Origin of the sequence: Nostoc sp. 'Peltigera membranacea cyanobiont' 232, from assembly GCF_002245985.1 — a bacterium.
Taxonomy (GTDB): Bacteria; Cyanobacteriota; Cyanobacteriia; order Cyanobacteriales; family Nostocaceae; genus Nostoc.
The window spans coordinates 1-4,521 of the sequence record NZ_NOLK01000293.1 but is presented as its reverse complement, the minus strand read 5'-3'; the positions used below and the strand labels follow the sequence as shown (position 1 = coordinate 4,521).

3 protein-coding genes are annotated in these 4,521 nt (G+C 38.0%); all 3 read left to right on the top strand.

Annotated features, from left to right (window positions below):
• A partial coding sequence (locus tag CDG79_RS39170) for a phosphopantetheine-binding protein (protein WP_223278633.1) occupies nucleotides 1-644 on the top strand: 644 nt, incomplete at its 5' end.
• A gap of 154 nt (nucleotides 645-798) precedes the next feature.
• Entirely contained in the window at nucleotides 799-2,463 is a 1,665-nt protein-coding gene (gene panP / locus CDG79_RS39165; protein ID WP_094346870.1) for a pyridoxal-dependent aspartate 1-decarboxylase PanP, read from the top strand.
• A 54-nt stretch (nucleotides 2,464-2,517) separates the two neighbouring features.
• Nucleotides 2,518-4,521, top strand: a 2,004-nt coding sequence (locus CDG79_RS39160) for a type I polyketide synthase (RefSeq protein ID WP_143855733.1), incomplete at its 3' end; no start/stop codon positions are given.

The following is a 4,521-nucleotide window of genomic DNA, read 5'->3' as shown; positions in this document are numbered from 1 at the left end:
ACCAATACCCAGCAGTAAAAGAAACTGTAGTTGTAGTCAGCGAAGAATCGGTAAATTCTAAACGTTTAGTCGCCTATGTAGTTCCTCAAAAAGAGCAAACACTGGCAATTCCTGAACTACGTAGCTTTTTAGAGTCAAAGTTGCCACACTACATGCTACCATCTGCTTTTGTCTGTCTAGAGGCCTTACCACTAACACCTAATGGCAAGGTTGATCGCAAAGCTTTACCTGTACCTGATACAGTGCGTCCAGAATTGGAAGTAGTTTATCAGCCACCCCAAACCGAGAGAGAAAAAACTATTGCCGATATTTGGCAAGAAGTACTTAATGTTGAGAACGTAGGAATCCATGATAATTTCTTTGAACTGGGTGGTCATTCGCTGCTTTTAGTTCAGGTTCATAGTAAGTTGCAAAAAACATTTGAGCGAGATTTTCCCTTAGTTGAAATGTTTCAATATCCAACTGTAAGCTACCTAGCTACATATTTTAATCAGGAGTCAAGCGAAGAAATATCTTTTATACATCACTCTCGTAATTCTGAAAGTACGACAGCTTCCTTACAGCGTCGCAAACAAGCTAGAAAAGAACACCGAACAGCGACAAAGGAAAAAGAAGTTTCGTCTCAAGAAGGCAATAAAATCTAGAAAATTAAAGTTCCATCTAGACTCGTCATTAAACTAGCTAAATCCTCATTGTTTTACTCGCTAATTAAAATAAAAAGTGATTAATTTAACTTGAAATTTAAGCTAAAAATAGTATTAAAAATTCAGTATAGGAATATCCCATTCAAGGAAATAAATGACATTAAGTAAAAAAGAAACTCTACCCAAAAATAACTTTTTCCCAACTGAGCAAACATTATATTCTGAAATTGGTAAGTATATAATGCAAATGTTTGCATCACCTAATCAAGAAAAATATATTGACACGCAGATAGATGAGGTAGTTAATGATTTTTGCCAGGAATTTTTAAGTGCAAAAGATGCAAATAGTAATATCAACATTGACTTACTAATAAAAAATTTTGGTGATAGTCAAATACCTACTCAACCTACTGATTTTGAAAGCTATTTCAAATACTTAGATAATAATGTTATAGCTCATTCAGTACACACATCTTCGCCACAATTTATCGGTCACATGACTTCGGCGCTTCCTTCTTTTGTACGCCCTATAGCCAAACTGATGACAGCAATGAATCAAAATGCTGTCAAAATAGAGACTGCTAAAGCCTTGAGCTTCTGCGAACGTGAGGCTTTAGCAATGATGCATCGAAAAATTTATAATTTATCGGATAATTTCTATACCCAACATATTCAAAACAATCAGAGTACATTAGGAATTTTGGTTTCTGGTGGTACAATAGCCAATATTACAGCACTGTGGTGTGCCCGAAATAAATCTTTAGGCGCAAAAAATGAATTTTTCGGCATAGAAAAAGAAGGTTTAACAGCAGCCCTAAATTTTTATGGCTACAAAGGAGCAGTTGTAATTGGCTCCGAATTGATGCATTTTTCCTTTGATAAAGCTGCGGATTTAATGGGCATTAGTACCCAAAATTTGATTAGAGTGACTGTTGATTCTAAAAATCGAGTCAACATACGAGCATTACGCCAAACTGTTGCAGATTGTCGCAAGCAAAACTTACATATTATAGCTATTGTTGGTATTGCTGGAACCACAGATTCTGGTAGTGTCGATCCGCTAGAATATATTGCAGAGATTGCCCAAGAAAATAATGTACATTTTCATGTGGATGCTGCTTGGGGTGGTCCAGTTATCTTTTCCAAAACACATCAACACAAGCTTGCTGGTATTGAAAAAGCTGATTCAGTAACCATTGATGGGCATAAACAATTATATTTACCAATGGGTATTGGTATGGTATTTTTCCGCGACCCTTATCTAGCTTCTTCAATCGAAAAACATGCTAGTTATACCATGCGTAAGGGATCGTTTGATTTAGGTAAACGTGCTTTAGAAGGCTCTCGACCAGGCATGGCTTTATTTTTACACGCTGGTTTAAAGCTGATTGGGCTTAAGGGATATGAGTTTTTGATTGATGAAGGAATTCGGAAAACTCAATACATGGCTGCTCGGATTTCGGCGATGCCCGAATTTGAATTGTTGGCAGAGCCTGATACTAATTTGTTAATTTATCGTTATATTCCAGAGCAATTTCGAGTGATAATTTCTAAAAAACAGTTAACAGAGACAGATAATCAAAGCATCAATAATTTTAATGAATATTTACAAAAGATGCAGCGTCAGATTGGTCGCACTTTCATCTCACGAACGACAAAAACAACTATTAGCTTGGGTAAAGAAATTCCTGTAATTGCTATGCGTGCGGTCATTGCCAATCCATTAACTACCGAGGAAGATATTGAGGCGGTTTTAAATGACCAAATTCAGATTGCTTCTGAAATTTTAATTTCATATTTAGCAAAAACGAATAATTAGTTAAGTCTTGTTGAGCGCTTTGAAGTTAGAGAAAATATGATAAGGTTTTGACTTATGGACACAGCAAACAATTTTATTCATAGCTTAAATTATAAAGATGAAATCGCTATTATTGGTATGGCGGGTCGTTTTCCTGGAGCAAATGAAATTGATAGCTTTTGGAAAAACCTGCGGGATAGTGTAGAGTCAATTTCTTTTTTCACAGATGAGGAACTAATATCTGCTGGGGTAGATTCCGCATTGCTGAATGATCCCAATTACGTGAAAGCAAGCGGCATATTAGAAGATATAGATTTATTTGATGCTTCATTTTTTAGTTTTTCTCCGAGAGAAGCCGAAACTACAGACCCACAACACCGCCTTTTTATAGAATGTGTTTGGGAAGCTTTAGAAAATGCTGCCTACAACTCGGAAACTTATAGTGGTCAAATTGGTCTTTTTGCTGGTGTTGCTGCAAGTACTTACCTGCTTTCAAATTTATATTTCAATCATGATTTGATGGAATCAGCAGACAGTTACCAGATTTTGATTGGAAACGACAAAGACTTTTTACCCACGCAAGTTTCTTATAAATTGAACTTGAGAGGACCAAGTATCAACGTTCAAACTGCCTGTTCTACATCATTGGTTGCTGTCCACCTAGCCTGCCAAAGTTTACTAAATGGTGAAAGTGATATGGCTTTAGCAGGGGGTGTTACCGTTGGAGTGCCGCAAAAAATTGGTTACCAATATCAACAAGGAGGAATTCATTCTCCTGATGGTCATTGTCGAGCTTTTGACGCTAAAGCGAAAGGAACTAATGGTGGCAATGGTTTAGGTGTAGTAGTATTGAAAAGATTAGAGGATGCTATTGCTGATGGTGATTTTATTTATGCAGTAATAAAGGGTTCAGCTGTTAATAACGATGGCTCTTTAAAGGTTGGATATACAGCCCCTAGTGTTGATGGTCAAAGGAAAGTTATTTTAGAAGCTTTAGCTTTAGCTGGAGTCGAAGCTGAGACTATTTCTTATGTAGAAACGCACGGTACAGGAACCATTTTAGGAGACCCGATTGAAATTAAAGCTCTCACACAAGCTTTTCGTGCTAGCACAAATAAAAAAGGTTTTTGTGCTATTGGTTCAGTAAAGACTAATGTTGGACATTTGGATGCAGCATCTGGTGTAACAGGCTTAATTAAAACAGTCCTTGCATTAAAACATAAACAAATACCTCCAAGTTTGCACTTTCAAGATCCAAATCCACAGATAGACTTTGCCAATAGCCCCTTTTACGTCAATACCAAATTATCCGAGTGGAAAACCAATGGAACACCCCGCAGAGCAGGTGTGAGTTCTTTTGGTATTGGCGGGACTAATGCCCATATTATTTTGGAAGAATCTCCAGTGGAGACGCAACCTGGCGCGTTTTTACACTCCCGTCCGTGGCAATTGTTGTTGCTCTCAGCCAAAACCAGCACAGCTTTAGACACTAAGACAGTGGAACTGCGTGATTATTTAGAGCAAAACCCCGATATTCTCTTACCAGATGTCGCTCATACCTTACAAGTAGGTCGTCGAGCTTTTGACTATCGCCGCATCGTGATTTGCCAAGACCCAAATGATGCAGTGAAATCGCTTAAGAGCCAATACCCACAACGTATTTTTAGTCAGCACCACAAGCCAGGTCACTGTCCAGTCATCTTGATGTTTTCAGGACAAGGGTCACAATATGCAAACATGGGTCGGGAACTATATGAAGTCGAACCGACGTTTAAAAAACATATAGATACTTGCGCTGTGATTTTGCAAGAGCATCTGGGTATTGATATCCGTTCCCTACTTTATCCCAGAGAAGAAGATACTGAAACTGCTTGTTTGCAACTACAACAAACAGCCTTCACCCAAAGTGCGTTATTCGTTACAGAGTACGCCCTGGCTCAGTTATTAATGTTTTGGGGTGTACGACCAGAAGCAATGATTGGTCATAGTATTGGGGAATATGTCGCCGCAACCATTGCAGATGTATTTTCTCTAGAGGATGCCTTAAAAATTGTGGCAAAAAGAGGACAGTTGATGCAA

Coding starts and splice junctions, on each gene's coding strand:
- panP (WP_094346870.1), top strand. CDS start 799: ATGACATTAAGTAAAAAAGAAACTCTACCCAAAAATAACTTTTTCCCA.